Here is a 20,903-nt window from a genome sequence, read left to right as displayed (position 1 = left end):
CGCCGTCAGCCGAGGTGCTTGCGCAGGAACTCGGCGATCTCATCGGTGGCCGCGGCGGCCTCGGGGGTCTCACGCATGCTCACATAGAAATGCGGCAGCCCGTCACCGACATTCAGCGTCACCTCTACGCCCGCGGTCCGTGCCGAGGCGGCGAATCGCTCGGAGTCGCTGAGCACGAGCTCCGCCGAGCCGACCTGGACGAGCAGCGGCGGCAGACCGGTGAGATCGCCGAAAAGCGGTGAGGCGGCCGGGTTTCGGGGATCCGCGCCCGCCAGGTATTCCGCGCTTATGCCATTGATCATGGCCGGGGTGAAGATCGGGTCCTGCCCATCCCGCTCGGTCATCGACGCACCGGAGCCGGTCAAGTCCGTCACAGCCGACAGCAGCACCGCCGCCGCGGGCAGCTCCGCACCCGCGTCACGCAGGGCGAGCAGCAGGCTCGCGATCAGGTTGGCGCCCGCCGAATCACCGGCCAGCGCAATCGAACTCGCGGGCAGCCCCTGCTCCTCGCGGAGCCAGCGCCACAGCGCGCCGATGTCCTCCCCCGCCGCCGGGAACGGATGCTCGGGAACCAGCCGGTATTCCGGGAACAACACCCGCACCCCGGCCGCCCGGCCCAGCCGCGCCGCGAGCTCACCGTGGCTGGCCAGCGAGCCGAGGGTGAACCCACCGCCGTGCACGTACACCAGCACCCGATCCGTCGCGACGCCCGGCGCGTCCACCCAGTACGCGGGCACCCCCGCGGCCGAAACCTCGCTCACCCGGACATCTTCGGGAAGGTCGTAGCGTTTGCCCGCGGGCAGGAAATTCGCCCGCATCTCCTCGATGGACGGCCGCGTCGCCGGCCGGTTCGCCCGCCGCCGTTCGAAACCCGCGATGAACTCCTGCATTTCCCGGCTCGGCATGGGACTCTCCTTCGGCTCCACCGTCTTTGATCTCGAGGTCGAGAACCGGCTGTCCCGCATTCCTATTCCGCCTGCCGTCACATACGACACGACCCCGATCCAACGGACCGGGGTCGTGAAATGCCGAGGAGCTCAGACGTTGCCGTTGGCGGCCTCGGGTTTGGAGCCGTTGGCGGCCTCGGGTTTGGAGCCGTTGGCGGCCTCGGGTTTGGAGCCGCTGGCGGCCTCGGGACCGTCCCCGTCCTCGTCCCCGCGGGAGGCCACGCCGTGCTCGGTGCCCTCGTCGGCCTCCTGATCCGGCTCCGGATGCTCCGGGTCGAAGCTGGCGGGCAGCTTCTTGATGTGCTTGTTCATATTGATGATGAGCACGATCGTGCCCGCCAGCAGCACCAGCACGATGACCAGACCCAGCGGCGAGGCCTTGCCGAATTCGGGGCCGGTGGGCGAATTGGTGCCCTGGGCGAGCAGCGTCATGATCATCGGTCGGCGTCCTCGGTGTCTACATCGTCGATACCCGCGAACAGGTCGGTCTCCGGGATCGCGGTCTTGACCCGCGTCTTGGCCAGCTCGAATTCCTCGGTGGGCCACAGCCGCTGCTGCATCTCCAGCGGCACCGCGAAGAACGCGCCATTGGGGTCGATCTGGGTGGCGTGAGCGCGCAGGGCGTCGTCACGCTGGGCGAAGTACTTGGCGCACTCGACCTGGGTGGTGACCCGGCCCATGATGTCGCCGCGCTCGGCCGCGTACTTGCGCATGCGGTCCATCCACTCCTGCATGGGGAAGGGCTCGCCGATGCGCTCGTACTCGTCGGCGAAGACCTCCAGGCGGGCGAGGCTGAAGCCGTGGTTGTAGTACAGCTTCAGCGGCTGCCAGGGCTCGCCCGCGTCGGGGAAGCGCTCCGGATCGCCGGCGGCCTCGAAGGCCGCGACCGAAACCTTGTGGCACATGATGTGATCGGGATGGGGGTAGCCGCCCATCTCGTCGTAGGTGGTCATGACGTGCGGCCGGAACTCGCGCACCACGCGCACCAGCGCCTCGGTGGCCTCCTCCAGGGGCACCAGCGCGAAGCAGCCCTCGGGCAGCGGCGGCAGCGGATCACCCTCGGGCAGACCGGAATCCACGTATCCGAGCCAGGTCTGTGAGACGCCCAGCGCCTCGGCGGCGGCCGCCATCTCCTCGCGGCGGACCTCGGCGATGCGGTCCTTGACGCCGGGGGTGTCCATGGCGGGGTTCAGAATGTCGCCGCGTTCCCCGCCGGTGAGGGTGACGACCAGCACCTCGTTGCCTTCGGCGGCGTAGCGCGCGGTGGTGGCCGCGCCCTTGCTGGATTCGTCGTCGGGATGCGCGTGCACCGCCATGAGGCGAAGACCACTCACTTCTCGTTCACCTCACCGATCACGTTTTTCACCTCGTAGCTGTTCAGCTGCATCCAACTCGGCACGTGCAGGGGCCCTGCGTGGTTACGCAAGCTGCCTCCTTCGGACCCTGACCGCCCGTGCCAGGTCCAGGCACGGGCGTCAGATATGCATTCCCTATAGTTCCATCCGATCGTTGTTTGTTCCGACCTACCCCCCGGGAGCGTCCCCGACATGAGTGAAAGACCGGCCGACCGGTACGGGATCGCGCCTCGGAAGCAGCGCCGCTGGCTGCCCTGGGCCCTCGGGGCGGTCGTCATCCTCGCCGGACTCGGGGTCTCCTACCTGGGGTATCGCACCTACGGGCCGCAGGCCATCGAACCGGATCGGATCGGCTACACGATCGTCGACGACTCCACGGTCAGCGTGGATTTCAAAGTGACGCGCAAGGATCCGGGCACCCCGGTCGTCTGCTTCGTGCGCGCCATGGACGGCGACACCGACGAGGTCGGCCGCCGCGAGATCCTGGTCCCCGGCTCCGACTCCGGCACCGTCCGCGTCGTCACCGAGATCAAGACCACCCGCCGCGCGGGCGCGGGCAATGTCTACGGCTGCACCGACCATGTGCCGGCCTACCTGCGCGCCGGGTGAAAAGTCCGGTCCGCGACCCGCTTTGACGCTTCTACCTGCGCCTTTCCGAATCGTGCTAAAATGACGCGATACACGGTTCCGGAGTTCGGAGCCGTGTTTGCTGCATTGACGGCCGGCGCTGTCGGGACTCTCCCCAGGGATCGCTCTGGCTGTCCACGTTGCCGCGTGCCCATCTCCGGATGGCCGCGGTAGCGGGAATCAGGGAATCCCGGCTTGCCGGGGACAACTACTAGGGAGTGATCGAGATGACTGAGACCGTGACTTGGCTGACCCCGGAGTCGCACGAGAGGCTCACGAGCGAACTCGGCGCGCTCATCGCCAACCGTCCCGTCATCGCGGCCGAAATCAACGAGCGGCGTGAAGAGGGCGACCTCAAGGAAAACGGCGGTTACCATGCGGCGCGTGAGGAGCAGGGCCAGCAGGAGGCGCGCATTCGCCAGCTGCAGGAACTGCTGAACAACGCCAAGGTCGGCGTCGCACCCACCAAGTCCGGCATCGCCCTGCCCGGCTCGGTCGTCAAGGTCTATTACGACGGCGACGAGACCGACACCGAAACCTTCCTCATCGCCACCCGCGAAGAGGGCCTCGGCAGCGCGGACCTCGAGACCTACTCCCCCAACTCCCCGTTGGGCGGCGCGCTCATCGACGCCAAGGTCGGCGACACCCGCGAATACACCCTTCCCAATGGCAAGACCATGAAGGTGACCCTCGTCTCCGCGGAGCCGTACCACAGCTAGCAAGGACCTCCCGTCACGCAGCGGCCCCGGTCCTGAAGGACTCGGGGCCGAATTCCTTGACGGGGACCAACCGGTCGCGAATACAAACGAAGCGCCGCATTGCTCCGCCTCTCCGCCGTTTCAGCGGACGGCAAAGGGCCGTAGACGGTCCCACATCCGTGCCGGCGGTGGGGAGCCACACCGATTTTGGCCGCACCCGGCGAGTTACCCGGGACCTTGCGAGATCAGTTGTCGCGTTCCGATCAACGAAGAAGCGCCGCACCAATTCTGGTGCGGCGCTTCTTTTTCGCTGGGGCCCGATCGGGCTCGACGCCCAGAACAATGGCATCGAGCCCCGCACCCTGGGGCCAACGGCGAAGCCCTGGCACACCTGGGTGTTTGGGGGCGAGGCCCCCAAGATTGCTCCTGGGGGTTCGGGTGCGAAGCCCCTGAGAGAGCTCCTGCGAGTCAGGAAAGCGCTTGCTCGATGTCGGCCAGCAGGTCGCTGATGTCCTCGATGCCGACCGAGAGGCGGACCAGGTCGGCGGGGACCTCGAGGGCCGAGCCCGCGGTGGAGGCGTGGGTCATCGCGCCCGGGTGCTCGATCAGGGATTCCACGCCGCCGAGGGATTCGGCCAGGGTGAAGATCTTGGTCTTGGAGCAGAACTCCAGCGCCTCTTCCTTGCCGCCGTGGACGCGGACCGAGATCATGCCGCCGAAGCGGCGCATCTGCTTCTGGGCGACGGTGTGGCCCGGGTGCTCGGGCAGGCCGGGGTAGATGACCTGCGCGATCTTCGGGTGGTTGGTCAGGAACTCGGCGATGGTCTCGGCGTTGTCGCAGTGCCGGTCCATGCGCAGGGCCAGGGTCTTGATGCCGCGCATGGTGAGGAAGGCGTCCATCGGGCCGGGGACCGCGCCCGCGCCGTTCTGCAGGAACGCGAACTTGGTGTCCAGCTCCTGGTCGTTGGTGATGAGCGCGCCGCCCACCACGTCGGAGTGCCCGCCCAGGTACTTGGTGGTCGAGTGCAGCACGATGTCCGCGCCCAGCAGCAGCGGCTGCTGCAGGTAGGGCGAGGCGAAGGTGTTGTCCACCACCAGCTTCGCGCCACCGGCGTGCGCGACCTGCGCGAGCGCCGCGATATCGCCGACGTTCAGCAGCGGGTTGGTGGGCGTCTCGACCCAGACCAGCTTGGTGTTCGGGCGCATGGCCGCGGCGACCGCGTCCACGTCCGACACCGGAGCGACCGAGTACTCGATCCCCCACTGGGTGAACACCTTGTCGATGAGCCGGAAGGTGCCGCCGTAGGCGTCGTTCGGAATCACCATGTGGTCACCGGGACGCAGGTTCGCGCGGATCGCACAGTCGGTGGCCGCCATACCCGAGGCGAAAGCCCGCCCGTAGGTGCCGGATTCGAGCGCCGCCAGGTTCGCCTCCAGCGCGGTCCGGGTCGGATTCCCGGTGCGCGCGTACTCGTACCCGCCGCGCATCCCGCCGACGCCGTCCTGCGCGAAGGTCGAACTCGCGTAGATCGGCACGTTCACCGCACCGGTCTGAGGGTCCGGATCGAACCCGGCGTGCACCGCCCGTGTGGAGAAACCCAGCTGCTCGCTCATGCGAACAGCCTAAGTAGGCTGCCGCTTCGCCCCCGCCCCGGGGGCAGCGGTCCACCCGCGGCGCACCGATGCTCCCGAGCTGCGAGCCCGCCGCCGCCGAGCTCCCGCACCCGTGAAGAACTGGTCAGCCCCGTTCGGCGCGGGCGTTGTCCGAGCACCGAGAGCGGTCCTATCGTGGGGCGCATGGTCACCGCAGATGAGCTCTTCGCCATCGATTCACTCCTGAACGACGAGGAGCGCGCGATCCGGGACACGGTGCGTGCGTTCGCGGCGGAACGATTGCGGCCGCACGTGGCGGAATGGTTCGAGGCGGGCACGTTCCCCGCGCGGGAATTGGCTCCGGAGTTGGGCAAACTCGGCCTGCTCGGCATGCATCTGGAGGGCTACGGCTGCGCGGGTACCTCCGCGACCGCCTACGGACTGGCCTGTCTCGAACTCGAGGCCGTGGATTCCGGTGTGCGGAGCATGGTTTCGGTGCAGGGGTCGCTGGCGATGACCGCGATCCACAAGTACGGGTCGGAGGAACAGAAGCTGCGCTGGCTGCCGGAGATGGCGGCCGGACGGGTGATCGGCTGCTTCGGGCTGACCGAACCGGACTTCGGTTCGAACCCCGGCGGGATGCGGACCCGCGCCCGGCGCGACGGGGACGACTGGGTGCTCGACGGGTCGAAGATGTGGATCACCAACGGGTCCGTGGCCGATGTCGCCATCGTCTGGGCACAGTCGCGCGAGGGTGAGCGGGACGTGATCCGCGGCTTCGTGGTGCCCACGGACACACCGGGATTCAGCGCCCGCGAGATGAAGCACAAACTCTCCCTGCGCGCCTCGATCACCGCGGAACTGTCTCTGGACGGCGTCCGCCTGCCCGCCGACGCCCAGCTCCCCGAGGCCCGCGGCCTGGCCGCGCCCCTGGGCTGCCTGTCCGAGGCCAGGTTCGGCATCATCTTCGGCGCTCTCGGCGCGGCCCGCGACTGCCTTTCCGCCGCAATCGATTACGCCCGCACCCGCGAGGTATTCGACAAACCGCTGGCGGCCTATCAGCTCACCCAGGCCAAGCTCGCGGACATGGCGCTGGAACTCGGCAAGGGGCAACTGCTGGCCGTGCACCTCGGACGGTTGAAGGACCGCCACGAGATCACCAACGAGCAGATCAGCTCGGGCAAGCTGAACAGCACCCGCGAGGCAATCAAGATCGCCCGCGAGTGCCGGACCATCCTGGGCGCGAACGGGATCACCCTCGAGTACCCGGTCTTGCGGCACGCCAACAATCTGGAATCGGTGCTGACCTACGAGGGCACCGCCGAGGTGCATCAACTGGTCCTCGGCGAAGCCCTCACCGGCTCCAAAGCCTTCCGCTGACCAGCACTTCCGACAATTGCGTGATATGTCACAGCGGGTCCGCCGGGCACCGGTCGATTGCTAGCATCGCCACGTGTTTGTGCCCGGCTCCGCGTTGCTCGTCGTCTCGGCGCGTAAGACCCTGAATCGCCTGCAGCGCACCCACGGAGCCCCCGCCGCCGAAGCGGCCGCGGTCTTCCCGGGCGTGGCCGCCGCGATAGACCAGCATGCCGCCGCCGTCCGCGACATTCTCGACCTGGGAGTGGAGAACTCCAGCCTGGTCCCGGCCAGCGTCCTGCTCGCCGGCTACGCCCGAGGCATCCTCGACGACCTCCGCGACGCCGAAGCCGAACTCCCCTTCTCCCTCCTCGACTGGCAAGACGCCGGCTGGCTCCACCTCCGCCTGGCCGCCGTCTGCTCCCTGGCCCGCCCCTCCTGATCACATCGAGATCAACATGCACTCAGGTGCGCGAAGCGGACAAAACCCGCCCCTCATTGCATGTTGATCTTGAAAACCCATGAGAACAGCCCCGGGATGGGAATCCACGGGGCTGTTCTTGTCTCTTTTTCCAGGCACGCCGGGACACATGAGCGGTACTAGATCATCCCTCCCGGAGCCCCGGGCTCCTGCCCACCGGGCCGCGAAGGATGCTGACCGGGAGGCATGGGCTGCCCACCCTGCGGAGGCGTCTGCCCACCTTGCTGCGGCATCTGCCCGTACCCGCCCTGCTGCCCGTAACCCCTTTGTCCATAACCCATCTGCTGCCCGCCCTCCGGCTCCGCCCACTTCCCCGGAGGCATCTGCCCGGCCATCATCGGCTGCCCCATCATGGCCGCCCGCTGCGCCATCATCGCTTCCTGCTGCTGCCGCTGCCGCGCGGCGTCCTCCCGCCCGCGCTGATACGCCTGCGCATGCCCCTTCACCTCGGGCATCTCCCCTTCGATGGTGTCCAGCCACCCTTCCCAGCGCTGCTGCATGGGCCGGATCAACCCGCCACCGAACCCGACGATGAGCACGCCGCCGATGGTCGCCAGCACCGTGATCAGAATCGGCATGGTGACCGACGTCCCGACCCCGATCTGATTGAGCGCCGCGATGATGCCGATCCCCCAGATGAACACGGCCGCAACACGTCCCAGCATCCGCCCGTATTCCAGCCCCGCCAGCATGTTCGACACCATGTCCTGCACGACCCGCGCGATCGCCCCCGCGATGCACACGATGACGATGCCCACCGCCAGCCGCGGCAGCCAGGCCACGATCCCGTTCAGCATGGTGGACACCGGATTCGGCCCGAATACCCCGAACCCGAGCTGCAGGGTGATCAACAGGACCGCGTAGTAGGCCAGTTTGGCGATGATTCCCGTGGCGTCGTAGCGCCCGCGGGCGAGCATGTCCTTGATCCCGCCGCGCTCGACGAGCCGATCGAACCCGACCCGGTTCAGGATCCTGGTCACCAGCCGGGCCACGATCTTGGCCACGAACCAGCCGATGAGCAGAATGACAAGGAAGCCAACGAACTTCGGCACCCAGGTGGCGACGGAGCTCCACGCGTCGGAGAGCCCCTTCTGGATATCGATAGCCAATACCGAGGTGTGCATGACCCCGTCCCTTCGCTATCCGTTCCGGCCGAGTTGCCGAAACTGCTCCAAGGGGTCGTTATACGCCTTGTTGATCTTCGAGTTGGAAAGTTTGCGAAAGTGTTGCCAAATCGAGTGCCAGTGATTAGCCGAACATTCGCAAATGCGCGATGGCCCACCCCTCATCAGGTAGGCCATCGCAATATTCATCCGGTTCTCACCGGCGCGTCCGTTCGAGTGCCGCAGCGACTCAGTAAGCGCTGGAGACGTTGTCCATCGAGCCGTAGCGGTGCGCCGCATAGTTGCACGCGGCCACGATGTTGGCGACCGGGTCCCAGATGTTCGTGGAGGTGCCCTCGACGTGGTACGCGTTGAAGGTCGGGTCGATCACCTGGAGCAGGCCCTTGGACGGGATGCCCATGGCCGCGTTGGAGTCGTACAGGTTGATCGCCTGCGGGTTGCCGCTGGATTCGCGCTGAATGTTGCGCATGATGCCGTCGTAGCTACCCGGGATGCCGTGCTGGGCCATGATGTCCAGCGCCTGGCGGATCCAGCCGTCGAGGTTGTCGGCGTAGACCGGCGCGGGCGCGGGAGCCGGCATGGGCGCCGGAGCCGGGGCGACGACGGCGGGGGCGGGCTGCTCGTTGGCGGGCACCGCCGGTGCGGCCGGTGCGGCCTGGACAGCCGGAGCGGCCCGGACGGCAGCCGCGATGGTCTGCTGCAGCGAAGTCGGCTTCACGTCGCCGCTGGCGGCGCCGGCGGCGGTGATGAGGGAGCCGAAGACTCCGAGAGCCAGAGCGGCGGTGCCGGCCGTACGAGCGGCGGCAACCACCCTGCTACGTCTGGCAGGGTCACTGAGAGCAGTCATAACATTCGTGGGCATGGCGAATTTGGATTCCTGTTCGGTTTCGGGCTCGCAGGCCTGAAGAAGGCAGCGCGCGGCTACGCGGGCGTCTCACGACGCCCACTCGCCCGCTGCGGGCTGTTGTGGTTGCTGTTGTGAAACCCGGTACGGGTCAATGGAATTGGCGCGCTCCGCGGAGAGCGGCGTGGACATTCGCGGCCTCCCGGCCGCGGTGCCTCATCGCACCGATGTGGTGATCACGTTCCGCATGTGTGTTCACATCTCCTTGCGCCATTCAGACTCACGGTCTGTTTCCGACAAGGTCACAGCTTGATTGCGCATTGTTAACACAGCCTGAATCAAAGGTGAACAGACGGTGAACTGACCCGAGGGGCAACTTCGGGACCTGCATTAATACAAGCGCTGACCTGGCCATTCAATTCGAAACACAAAGTGTTTCAGATCACAGAGAAATTTAGCCTCAAGATCGCGATATGTCGTGATTTGCCCGATTTCCCGACGATTCATCGGCGTTTCGCATTTCAAAAGTAACGCTGCAGCTAATCACATTTATTCACTCAAATCTCAAAAATCACATTAGTCACATTAGCCACAGACGTTGATCATATTGCTGTGTAACGCACCCGGAAAACGCGTTGGCCTGCAGCTATGCCACAAATTGAGGCCCCTCTCCGAGGGCCGGGGAGGACACCAGCCCGGCAGACTCGGCCCGCCCGCGACTCCATGGCAGCGGCAACCCCCTTCGCACCTGTAACCCCTTGCCGTATCTCCAGCGTCCCCCTCCGCCGATATCACTCACGCGCGATGACCAGAAAACCGAGTCGAAATGTCCTTGCTGACAGACGTTGTCACCGTTTCTCGGCGCAACCTGATCGTGGTGCCGGTGCTGCTCGCCGGCGCCGCGGTCGCGGTGGCGCTCGGGATGGCCGGAACCCACTTCTGGCCCGGCACCCAGCCCCTGCCCACCTGGGGCTTCTCCGCCCCGCAGACCTTCAAGGCCTATCTCAGCAGTGCCGTGCTGGTACTGATCGTCGGCCAATTGCTCACGGCCGTATGGATTTACCGATTCCACGCACCGAAGCCGGTGCACGTGTTCCATCGATTGTCCGGCGCGCTGGCGTTCCTGCTCAGTCTGCCCGTGGCCTTCTACTGCCTCTACAGCTTCGGCTTCCAGTTCGGCACCGGCGCGACCAGGCGGGTCATGGCGCATTCCCTTGCGGGCGTGGTCTTCTACGGCGCCTTCGCCTCGAAAATGCTGACGCTGCGGCTGAAGCGGACGCCGGGCTGGCTGCTGCCGGTGCTGGGCGGGCTGGTGTTCACGAGCTTCGTGCTGGCGTGGGCGCTGGCGGCGCTGTGGTGGTTCCGTACCGTCGGATTCGCGAGATGAGCAGCGGCAGCAGGGCCATCATGACCAGCAGGCGGATGGTCTGGACGCCGGTGATGAGCGGCAGGTCGGCGTTCATCGTGTCGGCCGTCGCGAGAACCGCGTTGATGCCGCCGGGCGTGGTCGCCAGGTACAGGTCCGACATCTCCAGATCCACCAGACAGGCCAGCCCCAAAGCCATTCCGGCCACTACCGCCGAGAGCGCCAGCACCGCGGCGGTCATGGCGGGCAGCATGCGCGCCATCTCCTTGACCACCTCACGGCTGAACCGGGTGCCGACCTCGAATCCGATGAGCACGAACAGCAGATCCTTGAACAGGTGCGTCGGCGCATAGCCGTGGCTGAGGCCGAGCGCGGTCACCACCGCCGTGATCAGCATCGGTCCCAGCAGCGCGGCGTTCGGCAGGCGCAGCCATCTACCGGCGCGAATCCCGATGAGGCACAACACGATCGCTATCGACAGTCCGGCGAGCTGGTCGCCGCGGCCGACGATCATCCAGTACGGGAGCGTGGGATCGGTGACCGAGCCGCCGAGAGTGGCTGGGCCGTAACGGATTCCCTCCTCGTCGTCGAGCAGCGCCGCGACGGCCGGTGCGCTGAGCGCGACCAGCGCCACCCGCAGATACTGCATGAAGGCGACCCGGCGCGGATCCGCGTCCAGTTCGTCGGCCGCCGCCACCACCGCCGCCGAACCACCGGCCAGCAGGCCCAGCGTCGCGGTCGGGATGTCCACCTTGGTGGCCCGCGAGAAGACCAGTGCGACACCGATACTCACGATCACGGTCGCGGCGGTCACGGCCAGGACCGGCAGCAGACCCCAACCGATCGAGGTCAGCAGGGAGACCTGCAGATAGCTGCCCATCAGCACGCCCAGCATGCCCTGCACACCGAGATTCACCCCGCGCGGCAGCGGGGCGGGCAGTCGGCCCGCGATCGCCAGTCCGGCGCCGACCACGATGGCGAGAATCATTTGGGGTGCGGGGAATCCGATCCGGTCCAGCAGCGCGGCGCCACCGAGCACCGCGCCCAGCAGGGCGATCCACACGGCCACCTGTCTCGGATTCATACACATCGATGGTGCCCGGCGCGGATGAACCTCCGGTAACACGCCAGTTATCCCAGGTCTCTCGGCGCTGTGATGTGGGATTCAGTACCAGATGCGCTTGTCGCAGGCCATAGATCACATCGGTGAAAGCACACCGCCCGCCGGATCCGGATCGGATCCGACGGGCGGCAACTATGTGGCTCGGGTCAGGCCAGGACGCCCGTGCTCAGATGGCCGAGCAGGTCGTGGCGGGTGATGACGCCGACCGGCTTGCCGTCCTCGACGACCATGAGGGCGTCGGTGGACTCGAGCAGCTTGGTGGCCGCCGAAACCGGCTCGCCCGCGCCGATGAGCGGGAAGGCGGGGCTCATGTGCTTGGAGACCGGGTCGGTGAGCTTGGCGCGGCCCTCGAAGATGGCCGAGAGCAGATCGCGCTCGTTGACCGAACCGGCGACCTCGCCCGCCATGACCGGAGGCTCCGCGCCGACGACCGGCATCTGCGAGACGCCGTACTCGTGCAGGATCTCGATGGCGTCGCGCAGGGTCTCCTGCGGGTGGGTGTGCACCAGATCGGGCAGCTCACCGGACTTGCCGCGCAGCACCTCTCCCACGTGAACCTCGTCGGTCTTGCCGTCCAGGCGCGAGCGCAGGAAGCCGTAGGAGCTCATCCACTGGTCGTTGAAGATCTTGGACAGGTAGCCGCGGCCGCCGTCGGGCAGCAGCACGACCACCACGGCGTCGGGGTCGCGCTCGGCGACCTTGAGCGCCGCGACCACGGCCATGCCGCAGGAGCCGCCGACCAGCAGGCCCTCCTCGCGGGCCAGGCGGCGGGTCATCTCGAAGGAGTCCGCGTCGGACACGGCGATGATCTCGTCGGGGATGGCCGGGTCGTAGGCGGTGGGCCAGAAGTCCTCGCCGACGCCCTCGACCAGATACGGGCGGCCGGTGCCGCCGGAGTAGACCGAGCCCTCCGGGTCCGCACCGACGATCTTGACCTTGCCGCCGGAGATCTCCTTGAGGTAGCGGCCGGTGCCGGTGATGGTGCCGCCGGTGCCGACGCCCGCCACGAAGTGGGTGATCTTGCCTTCGGTGTCGCGCCAGATCTCGGGACCGGTGGTCTCGTAATGGGATTCGGGGCCGCCCGGGTTGGAGTACTGGTCCGGCTTCCACGCGCCCGGGATCTCGCGCACCAGGCGGTCGGAGACGTTGTAGTAGCTGTCCGGGTCCTCGGGCGCGACGGCGGTCGGGCAGACCACGACCTCGGCGCCGTAGGCGCGCAGCACGTTCCGCTTGTCCTCACTGACCTTGTCCGGGCAGACGAACACGCACTTGTAGCCGCGCTGCTGCGCGACCAGGGCGAGGCCCACACCGGTATTGCCGGAGGTCGGTTCGACGATCGTGCCGCCGGGCTTCAGCAGCCCGGCCTTCTCGGCGGCGTCGATCATCTTGACGGCGATGCGGTCCTTCGAGCTGCCGCCCGGGTTGAGGTACTCGACCTTCGCCGCCACCAGTCCCGAGTTCGGACCCACCACGGAGTTCAACCGAACGAGCGGGGTGTTTCCGATCAGATCGACGACATGGTTAGCGATGCGCATACCCCTCATCGTTGCAGAAAGGTGACACGCGGCTTCGCCCACGTCGGACATATCACGATTGCCGGAAATTACCATCGGCCCATGAGGATGCCGCCGAGCCTGTCCGCCGCCTCCCTACTACTCCCCTTCGGCACCGCGACCATGATCGTCGCCGCCGCGCCCGCCGACGCCGCGACGGTCGAATTTCCGCAGGTCCAGAGCATGTATCACGATGCGGCACTGTGCGGCGGCAATATTCGCTCCTGGGCCGACACCGATCCGAGGTGGCCGGGGCGGGCCATCATCAGCGTGCAGGCGCTGCCGGTCGGCGGGTTCGATCCGGGCGAGTACAGCTTCGCCCCGATGTGCGAGACCACCGCCACGGTCGCCTGGCGCAACACCGATACCGGTGCGGCGGGCGAATATCGAGTAGACATCCTCGCGGGGTTCTACGGCAGTGAGCACTACGCCCTGTTCCAGGACACCGGGCCGGGGCACATCGTGGTCAACGTGTTCACGGACATGCCGAACATCCCCGCGCAGAGCGCATTCGACGTCCCCGCCTGATTCCCGACTCGTGCCGCGTTGCCACAGGCAGCGCGGCACGAGAGCTGCGAGAGGTGCGAAATCCCACAGTTCAGTAGATGGGATGCGGGCATACCGGGTGTTTGACCGAAAACACACCCGTCGTAAATTCGAAGAGGATCACCCCAGCAAAAAAGGAGTCCTCATGGCTGAGGCCGTCATCGTTTCGTACGCCCGCTCGCCCATCGGCCGCGCAGGCAAGGGTTCTCTGGTGAGCATGCGCCCGGACGACCTGGCCGCCCAGATGGTGCAGGCCGCCCTGGACAAGGTTCCGGGTCTCGCCGTGAGCGATGTCAACGACCTGCTGCTCGGCTGCGGCCAGCCCGCCGGTGAGGGCGGCTTCAATATGGCTCGCGCCGTGGCGGTTCAGCTGGGCTACGACTACCTGCCCGGCGTCACCGTCAACCGCTACTGCTCCTCGTCGCTGATGACCACCCGCATGGCGTTCCACGCCATCAAGGCGGGCGAGGGCGACGTGTTCATCTCGGCCGGTGTCGAGACCGTCTCGCGCTTCCCGAAGGGCACCGCCGACGGCTGGCCCGACACCCACAACCCGCTCTTCGCCGAGGCCGAGGCCCGCACCGCGGCGACCAAGGCGTCCAACGCGACCTGGACCGACCCGCGCGAGAACGACATCCTCCCCGACGTCTACATCGCCATGGGCGAGACCGCGGAGAACGTCGCCACCTTCACCGGCATCTCCCGCGAGGACCAGGACCGCTGGGGCGTGCGCTCGCAGAACCGCGCCGAGGAGGCCATCAAGTCCGGCTTCTTCGAGCGGGAGATCACCCCGGTCACCTTGCCCGACGGCACCATCGTCACCACCGACGACGGCCCGCGCGCCGGCACCACCTACGAGAAGATCTCGCAGCTGAAGCCGGTCTTCCGCGAGAACGGCACCATCACCGCCGGCAACGCCTGTCCGCTGAACGACGGCGCGGCCGCCCTGGTCGTCATGTCCGACACCAAGGCTCGCGAACTCGGCCTGACCCCGCTGGCCCGCATCGTGGCCACCGGCGTCTCCGGCCTCTCCCCCGAGATCATGGGCCTCGGCCCGATCCAGGCCGTCCGCAACACCCTGCAGACCGCGGGCATGACCATCGACGACCTCGACCTGTACGAGATCAACGAGGCCTTCGCCGTCCAGGTCCTGGGCTCCGCCCGCGAACTGAACATGGACGAGGACAAGCTGAACGTCTCCGGCGGCGCCATCGCCCTCGGCCACCCCTTCGGCATGACCGGCGCCCGCATCACCGCCACCCTCATCAACAACCTCCAGACCCACGACAAGCAGTTCGGTCTGGAGACCATGTGCGTCGGTGGCGGCCAGGGCATGGCGATGATCATCGAGCGCCTCAGCTGACAGCTCGAAACCGATTGGGCCGCACGACCTTCACGGTCGTGCGGCCCTTTCTTTACATGGGATCCGGCTGGCACTCACCGCAGCCCGGGAGCGGCTGATCCTGCCCGGCGGTGGTGTGCGCGGCAATCGGCGTGCTGCCGACGGCGGCTTGGGCGACCGGGGCGAGAACCACGCCGCCGCTGACGGCAGCGACCGCGACGGCGTACGCGGTGGCCTTCGAGAACTTCACAGGGACTCCTTTCACCGGACCGCGATCGCGATCCGACAGCGAGAATCCCTCCGCGAGGCAGCCGGCAACCACCCTCCTTCACAAGTTGCCAACGCTCTCCACATCGATCTTTACAGCTTCTATTCCCTACTGGCACAACATGATTGGGAAATGATGAGATAATTATCGGCCAGTGGCCACCGAGAACACCCACGCGACGGTGGCGATGACGGCCAGGGCGCTGCCGCCGAGGATGAAGCCGAGCGCGGGGGCGGACGCTATCAGCACGGGAATGATTGCCATGCCCGCGGTTCCGGCCGCGCGCATAACGGTGTTGTTGACGGTGAGCAGGCGCAACCGTGCGGCTTGGGGATACGCGGCGAACTGGGTTCCCAGTGTGATCGCGATGAACGGCGTGATGATCCCGGACAGGGCCGCGAACAGCAGCACCAGCGCGAGGGTATGGGACGCCCCGGTCGCGATCAGCGCGAGTCCGGCTGCGGCCCAGGACAGGCAGAATCGCCGAAGAAAGGCCGGGGTGGGCCGAATTCTGGCGGTGATGAGGTTGCCCGCGAGTCCGGCCGCGCCGGTCGTGGTGAGCACCCAGCCGTATGCCGAAGGGCCCGCGCCGATCTGGTGCACCAGCAGCAGGGGCAGGCCGATCGCCGGTAACGCGTTCAGGAACAGTCCCGCGGCATGAACGACGAAAGCGACTCCGAGAGTCGGCTGTTCACGCACGAGCACGCGCACCGACGCCGGTTGCGCCGACGGCTGTGAGGCCGCCGTCGTGGGTCGACGCGCACCGGTGACGGTCGCCAGATACAGCAATGCGGCCACCGAGATCGCGAATGTCATAGCGTCCACGATGAACAACGTTGGTACCGGCACCACCAGGAGTAAGACACCGGCGAGGGCCGGACCCGCAATGCGGGCGATGCGGCCGTTGAGGTCCATGGCCGCGACCAGGGTGGGGCGCTCTGCCTCGTCAACCAGATCCGGCACCAACGCGCCGAGGGAGGGATCGAATATCGCGGCCAGCGCACCGAGCAGTGCGGCGGTGGCGAGCATCGCCACCGTGCCGCCCAGCGTCCACAGCAGCGGTATCGCGGCGACGAGCAGGATTCGCCCGCCGTCGATGGTGGCGAGAGTGCGGAATTCGGCGCAGCGTTGGAGTAGGTGTGCGCCGAAGGCGCCGATCACGATGAATGGCACCGATTCCGCGATCGCGACCGCGCCCATGGCAATGGGGCCGGATCGTTCGAGGGCCAGCCACATGACGGCCAGGCCGTAAAACCGGTCGCCCAGGACGGACAGCAGTTGCGCCGACCAGATCGCGAGGATTCGAGGACGGCGCAACAGCGTGAGCATCGGCACAGCGCGGCACGGTATCTCGAGGGTGTGACAAGGAGTGCCTGGGCTGAGGGCTGAATCCGGTTGGGCCGCGGGGATTTCCGCGGCGTCGGGTCAGGCGTCCAGGTCGGAGCGGACCAGGTCGGCGATTTTGTCCAGGGCGGCCTGATCGTCGCTGGTGACGATGACTTCGGTGCCCTTGGTGGCGCCCAGGGTCATGAGCATGAGGGCGGAGGCGGCATTGACCGGGGTACCGCCGACGAGGGACAGGGTCACGGGGACGCCTGCGGCGGCGGCCGCTTCGGCGATGAGGGCGGCGGGGCGGGCGTGCAGGCCGACGGATGAACCGACAACTGCGGTGGTGCTGGGCATATCGACTCCTTGGTGTGGGAGGGGTTGGTTAAACGGTGGCGAGCGAGGCGGTGGATTCGGTAGGGACGGATGTCCTGCGGAGTTGCTTCGCGGCGGTGACGCAGAGCGCACCGACCGCGGTGCCCGCGGCGAGGGCGAGGAGGAATCCGGCGATACCGCCGACGGCGAAGAAGACGAAGATGCCACCGTGCGGTGCGCTCAGGGTGGTGCCGAAGGCCATGACCAGGGCCCCGGTGACCGCACCGCCCGCCATCATCGAGGGGATGACGCGCAGCGGGTCGGCCGCGGCGAAGGGGATCGCGCCCTCGGAGATGAACGAGGCACCGAGCAGCCAGGCGGCCTTGCCGTTCTCGCGTTCCGCCGTGGTGAACAGCTTCGGCCGCACCGTCGTCGCGAGCGCCATGGCCAGCGGCGGCACCATGCCCGCCGCCATGACCGCGGCCATGATTTTCAGGGAGGCCGTGTCATTGACGTTGAGTCCGGCGACGGCGAAGGCGTAGGCGGCCTTGTTGACCGGTCCGCCCAGGTCGAAGCACATCATGAGGCCGAGGATGATGCCGAGCAGGATGGCCGAGGTGCCCGAGAGGCTGTTGAGCCAGTGGGTGAGCCCACTGGTGACGGCCGCGAGCGGCTTGCCCAGGAAGATGAACATGATCAGGCCGACGACCAGCGACGCGAACAGCGGGATGACCACTACCGGCATGAGGCCCCGAGCCCATTGCGGCACACCGAGTTTGGCGATCCACAAGGCCGCGAAGCCCGCGATGAGACCGCCGACCAGACCGCCGAGGAAGCCCGCGCCGACGAACACCGCGACCGCACCCGCCGTGAAACCCGGTGCGAGACCGGGCCGGTCGGCGATGGCGTAGGCGATGTATCCGGCCAGTGCAGGCACCAGGAAACTGAAAGCGAGCGAACCGATCTGGAACAGCACCGCGCCCAGGTAGGTGGCCAGGCCGCCCGCCGGGAGGTCGGTGAGCGAGTTGTCCAGCACAATGGTTTTCGCGCTGCCCGCGATCTCGTACCCGCCGAACAGGAACCCGAGCGCGATGAGCAGGCCACCCGCCGCGACGAACGGAATCATGTAGCTGACGCCGGTCAGCAGGATCTGCCGTAGTCGCGTGCCCCAGCCCAGTGATCCGGAATCCGCTGTGGCGAAAGAGCTCTCGGTGCGTCCAGCACCGGCCACGCGGGGTGCGGCGGGATCGTCCGCCGCCCGCAGCGCCTCGGCGACCATCACATCGGGCTCATTGATGGCCCGCTTGACCCCGGATTCGACGACGGGCTTGCCGGCGAACCGCTCTCGCCCCTTCACCCCGACATCGGTGGCGAAAATGACCGCGTCCGCGAGATCGATCTCGGCGGCGCTCAACGGCGTGCTGCCGCTGGATCCCTGCGTCTCGACCCGCACCGTGATCCCGGCCCGGTCCCCGGCGGCGACCAGCGAATCCGCTGCCATATAGGTGTGTGCGATCCCCGTGGGGCACGCGGTCACCGCGACGACCGTCCGCCGTAGTCCGGATGCGGCAGCGCCAGATTCGGACGGCAAGCCGGCATCGGGAGCGGCCGGGCCGGAACTGGACGCTGATGCGGCGGCGCCGGCCGCGAATACCGCGCTCGCTCCAGGTGCGGAGGTCGCCCCGGGCCTCGAGGCCGCCTCCGGCGTCGGCGTCGCGCCGGACGCAGCAGTCGACGCAGGCGCGGAGATCGGCGTGGTCTTCTCTGGCGCGCGGCTCCCGGCGGGCGTGGAGGTCTGTGCGGGATCGACGACATGCTGGACCAGGCCGACAATTTCGGCGGGGGTGGTGGCGGAGCGGAGCGCGGCCAGGAACTCGGGCTTGACGAGCGCACGGGCCAGGGCCGAGAGCAGTTTCATGTGTTCCGCGCCCGCGCCCTCGGGGGCGGCGATGAGGAAGACGAGATCGGCCGGGCCGTCCGGCGCCCCGAAGTCGACCTTGCGTTCGAGACGGGCGAAGCCCAGCGAAGGCGTGAGGGCGGAGCCACTGCGGCAGTGCGGGATGGCGATGCCGCCGGGAAGTCCGGTGGCGGACTGGCTTTCGCGGGTCAGGGCCGCGTCACGCAGCGCCACCGCGGAGGTGGCGCGCCCCGCGTCGGCGAGACGCTGGGCCAGCGCCTCGATCACGTCGGATTTCTCGGCGCCGAGGTCGGCGTCGAGGGCTACCAGGTCGCTGGTGATGATCGGGTCGGACATCGCGGGTCCTTCAGTGGTGGGGCTGGAAATCCAGGGCCGTGATCCGCACGGCGGTCGGGTCGGTGTGGTGCGGGCCGGGCAATCCCGTCCCCGGCAGAGCGGCGGCGGCGCTGCCGTAGGCGACGGCGTGGCGCAAGCGGTCCTGCGGTGTGGCTCGATCCAGGTCGGCGAGCAGGTATCCGGCGAGCGCGGAATCGCCCGCGCCCACGGTGCTGCGCGCCTTGATGGCCGGTGCGGTGGCGTGCCATGCCCCGTCGGCGGTGACCAGCACCGCCCCGGCCGCGCCGAGGGTGGCGAGCACGGTCTCGACGCCGCGCGCCACGAGCACCGCCGCCGCCCGGGCCGCCGCGTTGGGATCGTGCAGTTCGTCCGGGTCGCCCCCGGTGAGCTGGGCGAGCTCTTCGGCATTGGGCTTGATCAAATGCGGTGCGGCGGAGTCGAAATGCTCGGCCAGCGCCAGCAGCGGGCCGTCGGAGGTATCGACCGCGACCCTGATCCCGCCGTCCGGGCCACGCAGCCCGCGCACCAGCTCCACATACCAGTCCGTCGGCACCGCGGGCGGCAGCGAGCCGGACAGCACCACCCAGGAGGCGTCGCGCGAGAGCTCGACCAGCAAGTCCGCCAATGCGTTTCGTTCGACGGCCGTCAGCGGCGTACCGGGTTCGTTGATCTTCGTGGTGGTGCCGTCGGCCTCGGTGAGCGTCAGGTTGGTGCGCGCCGGACCACCGCACGGCACCGCCCGGTAGTCGAGGCCCGTCTCGGTGAGCGCGCGCAGCAAGGGGTCACCCGGGCTGCCGGGCAGCACCGCGACCGTCCGCGCGCCCGAGCCCGCCACGACACGAGAAACATTGACGCCCTTGCCCCCCGGATAGGAGGTAGCCGCGCGAGCGCGCTGCAGGTCGCCGCGTCGCAGCGGTTCGGACAGCGCCACGGTGTGGTCGATGCTGGGATTGGCCGTCAACGTCACGATCATGCGGTCACCACCTCGATGCCGTACTCGGACAGTTCATTTCGCACTGCGGGCAGTAGTTCGTCATCACTAACCAGGACGTCGATGTCCGCGATCTCCGCGAACCGGACCAGGTCCTCGCGCCCGATCTTGGTGGAGTCGGCGACCACCACGACGCGATGCGCGCCCGCGACCATCGCCCGCTTGACCGCCGCCTCATCGGGGTCCGGCGTGGACAGCCCGTGCCCGACGGTGAGCGCGTTGGTGCCGATGAAGGCCACATCGACGCGCAGATCGCCGAGCACGCGCAGGGTGTCCGCGCCGACGGCGGCCTGGGTGACACCGCGGACGCGCCCGCCCAGCAGGTGCAGCCGGACTCCGGCGGTACCGCTGAGCCGGGTCGCGATGGGGAGCGAGTTGGTCACGGCCACCAGTTCGCGATCGGCGGGCAGCTGCGCCGCGATCCGGCCCGTGGTGGTCCCGGCGTCGAAGACCACGCTGCCGCCGGTCGGCGGCAGAAATGCCAAGGCGGCCTTGGCGATCCGATCCTTTTCCGTGGCCCGCGTGTGCTCGCGTTCGCCGGTGCCGAGCTCGATGGCGGTGAGGGCGGCGGCGGGTACCGCGCCGCCGTGCACCCGGCGGACCAGGCCCATGCGGTCGAGGGCGGCCAGGTCGCGGCGCACGGTCTCGGTGGTCACCTCGAACTGTTCGGCCAGATCGATCACCGATACGCGGCCGCGTTGCCCGATCAGCGAGGCGATGGACTGCTGCCGCTCCTCGGCGTACATCCGAACCTCCGTGTTCGTTGTTGGCTTATGTTGTTTTATGCCCGAATG

The 20,903-nt window shown here is 67.9% G+C and carries 21 protein-coding genes; 7 read left to right on the top strand and 14 right to left on the bottom strand.

The window, feature by feature from the left end:
• Positions 1-5: 5 nt before the first annotated feature.
• From GPX89_RS31590 to mca, 3 genes are all read right to left on the bottom strand, one after another.
• On the bottom strand, positions 6-905 hold the full coding sequence (locus GPX89_RS31590) for an alpha/beta hydrolase (protein ID WP_157391373.1): 900 nt from the start codon (positions 903-905) through the stop codon (positions 6-8).
• 132 nt (positions 906-1,037) lie between these two features.
• On the bottom strand, positions 1,038-1,385 hold the full coding sequence (locus tag GPX89_RS31585; protein WP_235948558.1) for a hypothetical protein: 348 nt from the start codon (positions 1,383-1,385) through the stop codon (positions 1,038-1,040).
• Positions 1,382-2,263, bottom strand: a complete 882-nt coding sequence (mca, locus tag GPX89_RS31580) for a mycothiol conjugate amidase Mca (protein WP_157391609.1) — start codon at positions 2,261-2,263, stop codon at positions 1,382-1,384. Before mca ends, GPX89_RS31585 begins: the two co-directional genes overlap by 4 nt.
• Before the next feature lie 231 nt (positions 2,264-2,494).
• On the opposite strand from mca, the gene GPX89_RS31575 reads away from it, so the two are divergent.
• On the top strand, positions 2,495-2,911 hold the full coding sequence (locus GPX89_RS31575) for a DUF4307 domain-containing protein (protein WP_157391372.1): 417 nt from the start codon (positions 2,495-2,497) through the stop codon (positions 2,909-2,911).
• A 245-nt stretch (positions 2,912-3,156) separates the two neighbouring features.
• Positions 3,157-3,648, top strand: a complete 492-nt coding sequence (gene greA, locus GPX89_RS31570; protein WP_157391371.1) for a transcription elongation factor GreA — start codon at positions 3,157-3,159, stop codon at positions 3,646-3,648.
• Between the two features lie 447 nt (positions 3,649-4,095).
• Here the strand turns inward: greA and GPX89_RS31565 are convergent, their stop codons facing one another.
• A complete protein-coding gene (locus tag GPX89_RS31565) occupies positions 4,096-5,241 on the bottom strand; it encodes a cystathionine gamma-synthase (RefSeq protein WP_157391370.1) in 1,146 nt (381 codons plus the stop codon).
• Positions 5,242-5,424: 183 nt separating this feature from the next.
• Here GPX89_RS31565 and GPX89_RS31560 point away from each other — a divergent pair, with 183 nt between their 5' ends.
• Positions 5,425-6,600 (top strand): acyl-CoA dehydrogenase family protein, encoded by a 1,176-nt coding sequence (locus GPX89_RS31560; protein ID WP_157391369.1) that lies wholly within the window; start codon positions 5,425-5,427, stop codon positions 6,598-6,600.
• A 73-nt stretch (positions 6,601-6,673) separates the two neighbouring features.
• Positions 6,674-7,018 carry a DUF6401 family natural product biosynthesis protein gene (locus GPX89_RS31555; protein ID WP_328602506.1) on the top strand — a complete coding sequence of 115 codons (345 nt, stop codon included), beginning with the start codon at positions 6,674-6,676 and terminating at the stop codon, positions 7,016-7,018.
• Between the two features lie 158 nt (positions 7,019-7,176).
• Here the strand turns inward: GPX89_RS31555 and GPX89_RS31550 are convergent, their stop codons facing one another.
• Both GPX89_RS31550 and GPX89_RS31545 read right to left on the bottom strand, forming a co-directional pair.
• Complete coding sequence (locus tag GPX89_RS31550; protein WP_157391368.1) at positions 7,177-8,181, bottom strand: mechanosensitive ion channel family protein; 1,005 nt, start codon at positions 8,179-8,181, stop codon at positions 7,177-7,179.
• A gap of 229 nt (positions 8,182-8,410) precedes the next feature.
• On the bottom strand, positions 8,411-9,028 hold the full coding sequence (locus tag GPX89_RS31545; protein WP_157391367.1) for a transglycosylase SLT domain-containing protein: 618 nt from the start codon (positions 9,026-9,028) through the stop codon (positions 8,411-8,413).
• A gap of 823 nt (positions 9,029-9,851) precedes the next feature.
• Here GPX89_RS31545 and GPX89_RS31540 point away from each other — a divergent pair.
• Positions 9,852-10,412, top strand: a complete 561-nt coding sequence (locus GPX89_RS31540; RefSeq protein ID WP_157391366.1) for a DUF6529 family protein — start codon at positions 9,852-9,854, stop codon at positions 10,410-10,412.
• Here the strand turns inward: GPX89_RS31540 and GPX89_RS31535 are convergent.
• Together GPX89_RS31535 and GPX89_RS31530 are read right to left on the bottom strand one after the other, a co-directional pair.
• Positions 10,342-11,475, bottom strand: coding sequence for an AbrB family transcriptional regulator (locus GPX89_RS31535; RefSeq protein ID WP_157391365.1), 1,134 nt, complete (start codon positions 11,473-11,475; stop codon positions 10,342-10,344). The two genes, GPX89_RS31540 and GPX89_RS31535, sit on opposite strands and share 71 nt — an antisense overlap.
• 185 nt (positions 11,476-11,660) lie before the next feature.
• Positions 11,661-13,049: a cystathionine beta-synthase gene (locus GPX89_RS31530; protein ID WP_157391364.1), complete on the bottom strand. Its 1,389-nt coding sequence runs from the start codon at positions 13,047-13,049 to the stop codon at positions 11,661-11,663.
• An 81-nt stretch (positions 13,050-13,130) separates the two neighbouring features.
• Here GPX89_RS31530 and GPX89_RS31525 point away from each other — a divergent pair, with 81 nt between their 5' ends.
• Positions 13,131-13,595 carry a hypothetical protein gene (locus GPX89_RS31525; protein WP_157391363.1) on the top strand — a complete coding sequence of 155 codons (465 nt, stop codon included), beginning with the start codon at positions 13,131-13,133 and terminating at the stop codon, positions 13,593-13,595.
• 163 nt (positions 13,596-13,758) lie between these two features.
• A complete protein-coding gene (locus tag GPX89_RS31520; protein ID WP_157391362.1) occupies positions 13,759-14,976 on the top strand; it encodes an acetyl-CoA C-acetyltransferase in 1,218 nt (405 codons plus the stop codon).
• A 52-nt stretch (positions 14,977-15,028) separates the two neighbouring features.
• Here the strand turns inward: GPX89_RS31520 and GPX89_RS31515 are convergent, their stop codons facing one another.
• The 6 genes from GPX89_RS31515 to GPX89_RS31490 form a co-directional block, all read right to left on the bottom strand.
• Positions 15,029-15,205, bottom strand: a complete 177-nt coding sequence (locus tag GPX89_RS31515) for a hypothetical protein (protein ID WP_157391361.1) — start codon at positions 15,203-15,205, stop codon at positions 15,029-15,031.
• Between the two features lie 162 nt (positions 15,206-15,367).
• Positions 15,368-16,552 (bottom strand): MFS transporter, encoded by a 1,185-nt coding sequence (locus tag GPX89_RS31510; protein ID WP_235948628.1) that lies wholly within the window; start codon positions 16,550-16,552, stop codon positions 15,368-15,370.
• A gap of 96 nt (positions 16,553-16,648) precedes the next feature.
• Complete coding sequence (locus GPX89_RS31505) at positions 16,649-16,906, bottom strand: HPr family phosphocarrier protein (RefSeq protein ID WP_157391359.1); 258 nt, start codon at positions 16,904-16,906, stop codon at positions 16,649-16,651.
• Positions 16,907-16,934: 28 nt separating this feature from the next.
• Positions 16,935-19,118, bottom strand: a complete 2,184-nt coding sequence (locus GPX89_RS31500; protein ID WP_157391358.1) for a PTS fructose transporter subunit IIABC — start codon at positions 19,116-19,118, stop codon at positions 16,935-16,937.
• A gap of 10 nt (positions 19,119-19,128) precedes the next feature.
• Positions 19,129-20,091 (bottom strand): 1-phosphofructokinase family hexose kinase, encoded by a 963-nt coding sequence (locus GPX89_RS31495; RefSeq protein ID WP_157391357.1) that lies wholly within the window; start codon positions 20,089-20,091, stop codon positions 19,129-19,131.
• Complete coding sequence (locus tag GPX89_RS31490) at positions 20,088-20,855, bottom strand: DeoR/GlpR family DNA-binding transcription regulator (RefSeq protein WP_157391356.1); 768 nt, start codon at positions 20,853-20,855, stop codon at positions 20,088-20,090. Before GPX89_RS31490 ends, GPX89_RS31495 begins: the two co-directional genes overlap by 4 nt.
• Between the last annotated feature and the right edge of the window lie 48 nt (positions 20,856-20,903).

This window comes from Nocardia terrae (assembly GCF_009760405.1).
GTDB classification, from domain to species: Bacteria; Actinomycetota; Actinomycetes; order Mycobacteriales; family Mycobacteriaceae; genus Nocardia; species Nocardia terrae.
Note: the sequence above shows the minus strand (reverse complement) of the source record. Positions and strands in the feature narration are given on the sequence as shown.

Coding starts and splice junctions, on each gene's coding strand:
- GPX89_RS31590 (WP_157391373.1), bottom strand. CDS start 905: ATGCCGAGCCGGGAAATGCAGGAGTTCATCGCGGGTTTCGAACGGCGG.
- GPX89_RS31585 (WP_235948558.1), bottom strand. CDS start 1,385: ATGATCATGACGCTGCTCGCCCAGGGCACCAATTCGCCCACCGGCCCC.
- mca (WP_157391609.1), bottom strand. CDS start 2,263: ATGGCGGTGCACGCGCATCCCGACGACGAATCCAGCAAGGGCGCGGCC.
- GPX89_RS31575 (WP_157391372.1), top strand. CDS start 2,495: ATGAGTGAAAGACCGGCCGACCGGTACGGGATCGCGCCTCGGAAGCAG.
- greA (WP_157391371.1), top strand. CDS start 3,157: ATGACTGAGACCGTGACTTGGCTGACCCCGGAGTCGCACGAGAGGCTC.
- GPX89_RS31565 (WP_157391370.1), bottom strand. CDS start 5,241: ATGAGCGAGCAGCTGGGTTTCTCCACACGGGCGGTGCACGCCGGGTTC.
- GPX89_RS31560 (WP_157391369.1), top strand. CDS start 5,425: ATGGTCACCGCAGATGAGCTCTTCGCCATCGATTCACTCCTGAACGAC.
- GPX89_RS31550 (WP_157391368.1), bottom strand. CDS start 8,181: ATGCACACCTCGGTATTGGCTATCGATATCCAGAAGGGGCTCTCCGAC.
- GPX89_RS31545 (WP_157391367.1), bottom strand. CDS start 9,028: ATGACTGCTCTCAGTGACCCTGCCAGACGTAGCAGGGTGGTTGCCGCC.
- GPX89_RS31540 (WP_157391366.1), top strand. CDS start 9,852: ATGTCCTTGCTGACAGACGTTGTCACCGTTTCTCGGCGCAACCTGATC.
- GPX89_RS31535 (WP_157391365.1), bottom strand. CDS start 11,475: ATGAATCCGAGACAGGTGGCCGTGTGGATCGCCCTGCTGGGCGCGGTG.
- GPX89_RS31530 (WP_157391364.1), bottom strand. CDS start 13,049: ATGCGCATCGCTAACCATGTCGTCGATCTGATCGGAAACACCCCGCTC.
- GPX89_RS31525 (WP_157391363.1), top strand. CDS start 13,131: ATGAGGATGCCGCCGAGCCTGTCCGCCGCCTCCCTACTACTCCCCTTC.
- GPX89_RS31520 (WP_157391362.1), top strand. CDS start 13,759: ATGGCTGAGGCCGTCATCGTTTCGTACGCCCGCTCGCCCATCGGCCGC.
- GPX89_RS31510 (WP_235948628.1), bottom strand. CDS start 16,552: ATGCTCACGCTGTTGCGCCGTCCTCGAATCCTCGCGATCTGGTCGGCG.
- GPX89_RS31505 (WP_157391359.1), bottom strand. CDS start 16,906: ATGCCCAGCACCACCGCAGTTGTCGGTTCATCCGTCGGCCTGCACGCC.
- GPX89_RS31500 (WP_157391358.1), bottom strand. CDS start 19,118: ATGTCCGACCCGATCATCACCAGCGACCTGGTAGCCCTCGACGCCGAC.
- GPX89_RS31495 (WP_157391357.1), bottom strand. CDS start 20,091: ATGATCGTGACGTTGACGGCCAATCCCAGCATCGACCACACCGTGGCG.
- GPX89_RS31490 (WP_157391356.1), bottom strand. CDS start 20,855: ATGTACGCCGAGGAGCGGCAGCAGTCCATCGCCTCGCTGATCGGGCAA.